The following is a 2,355-nucleotide window of genomic DNA, read 5'->3' on the forward strand; positions in this document are numbered from 1 at the left end:
GATTTATGAGAGAATTCTTGAAAATATTGAATGCCACTGAATAATTAAGTTCACATAGGGATAGTGAAAATAATCAGTCCTTTTGAAATGTAATAAGATAACATAATATAGAGGCGGTGAATGTAACAATTGAAATTGTATCCAGATCTTGCTAGAAAAATTGTAAAAGAAGTTCGACAAGTAATAAACGATGATATTATTGTTGTCGATATTAATGGTTATATTATGGCTTCTACCCAAGTAAATAGAATAGGGACTTTTCATGAAGGTGCGCAGCGAGTGTTGCGTTCAAAACAAAAGCAATACTTTGACAAAGAGTCAGCAAAAGTATTGAAGGGTGTTAAAGAAGGTATTACTATTCCAATAATGTTTGAGGGGCGAGTAATAGGAGTCATTGGGCTTACAGGTAATCCAAAACAAGTGGAACCCATTGCTGATTTGATAGGAAGAATGACAGAATTAATTATCCAAGAATCTAGTTATACAGAACAAGTGGAATGGAAAAAAAGAGGATTAGAGTCATACTTCTTTGAGTGGGTAAACTTAACCACTGTTGATTCAGAATTTCTTGATCGAGGAGTACTATTAAATATTCCTGTTCATAAGCCACATATATGTTGTTTTTTACAATTTGACATGTCGAATATGAATAGTATGGAATCTCATTGGATGCAACGAGATATTCTTGATATGTTTCAAAAGATTTTTTCGAAAAATGATGACTACATCATCAGGTGGGGCTCGGGGTTATATTTATTATTAAAGAACCATAATAATGGATATAGTCGCTCAAGTTTTGTGTATCAGTTGGGAGAGTTTAAGAAACATTTTGAGTATCGATATAAGAGCTCTTTATCGATAGGGATTGGGAAAACGCCAGGTACACATGTAATAAACCGTTCATATAAGGAAGCTAAAAAAGCTTTGAAAGTATCTATCAAGAGAAACGAGATTATTTTTTATGAGGATCTTGTCATCGATGTCATTCTTGAAGAAGTTCCACAAGAAATGCGAGAAGAGTTTTTAGAAAGTACGATGCGAAAGCTGTTACATCATTCAGAATTAGTTGATACTCTTCAATGTTATATAAAGAATAATCAATCAATAAAGAAAACCGCGTCAGAAATGCATCTTCATATTAATACTCTTCATTATCGCCTTAAACAAATAAAAGAAATAACATCAATTGATCCAAAAGAAACTTCAGGTATTGTCTTGTTCTATTTATCCATCACTTTTCTTCATGACATACTGAAAGAAAAAAGGAAGAAGGAAAGAGTACATATTTTATAAATAAGATAAAAAGAGGAAAGGTTGTTCAATTCCAGAATTTTGAACAACCTTTCCTTATTACTCTTATTTTTTAATGTGTCGAAAAAGATAGGTGTATAATCTGCCTAATATAATGCTAACCTTAATAAAGAAAAGCGATCCATACAGAACTCATTGTTGTATCAAGAACAATAAGTTCTTTTTTTATCCATTTAATGAAAATTTTATGTGATTTTTTGATAAAAATTTAAACAAATTGTGTTTTTTTCGTAAAATACAGTTGGAATTACTTTATTCTGCATTTGGATAGGAGTAAACTTAGTTTGTTTATATACTTTGACGAATCAATAGATTTTACGCATTTTAGATTGTGAGGGAAGTAACATGGTTTTGGAATCAAAAAAGACAAGTTTGTATTGTTATTGTGTGAAATTTCGGATGATTTAACTCGAGCGACTGATTATTATATAAGGAGATTTATGAAAGTCTAGAAGGAATAGCATATTATTGTCTACAAGTTAGCTTATACACGAAAAACAATTATTATGAAAAATGCATAAGGGGTCTTTTAAAAGTGGATACTATATTAATTTTAACTATTTTTATTGTAATAGGAGCTCTAGCGTTTGACTTTATTAATGGTTTTCACGATACTGCAAACGCGATTGCTACCGCTGTTTCAACGAAAGCTTTAAAACCTAAAAGAGCAATCATTTTGGCAGCCTCTATGAACTTTCTTGGAGCGATGATGTTTACTGGTGTAGCACAAACCATCACAAAAGATATTGTAGACCCCTTTACATTGGAGAACGGGTCAGTCGTTATTTTAGCTGCTTTAATCGCTGCTATTCTATGGAACTTAATTACATGGTATTTTGGTATACCTAGCTCTTCGTCACATGCCATCATTGGTAGTATAGCTGGAGCGGCGATTGCTTCCACGGGTATAGATGCCGTTAAATGGTCAGGGTTTGGAAAGATCATTCAAGCATTAATATTTTCACCAATTATAGCTTTTACTCTCGGTTATATTGTTTACAGTATTTTCAAGGTTATATTTAAAAATAATAACTTGTCTAAAAC

The 2,355-nt window shown here is 31.8% G+C and carries 2 protein-coding genes; both read left to right on the plus strand.

Annotated elements, in window-relative coordinates; all coding sequences use genetic code 11:
• Positions 1-129 precede the first annotated feature (129 nt).
• On the plus strand, positions 130-1,293 hold the full coding sequence (locus tag V7014_RS25575) for a CdaR family transcriptional regulator (RefSeq protein ID WP_335511674.1): 1,164 nt from the start codon (positions 130-132) through the stop codon (positions 1,291-1,293).
• 553 nt (positions 1,294-1,846) lie between these two features.
• A partial coding sequence (locus V7014_RS25580; RefSeq protein ID WP_335511680.1) for an inorganic phosphate transporter occupies positions 1,847-2,355 on the plus strand: 509 nt, incomplete at its 3' end.

The organism is Bacillus sp. JJ722, from assembly GCF_036963345.1.
Classification (GTDB): domain Bacteria; phylum Bacillota; class Bacilli; order Bacillales; family DSM-1321; genus Bacillus_AD.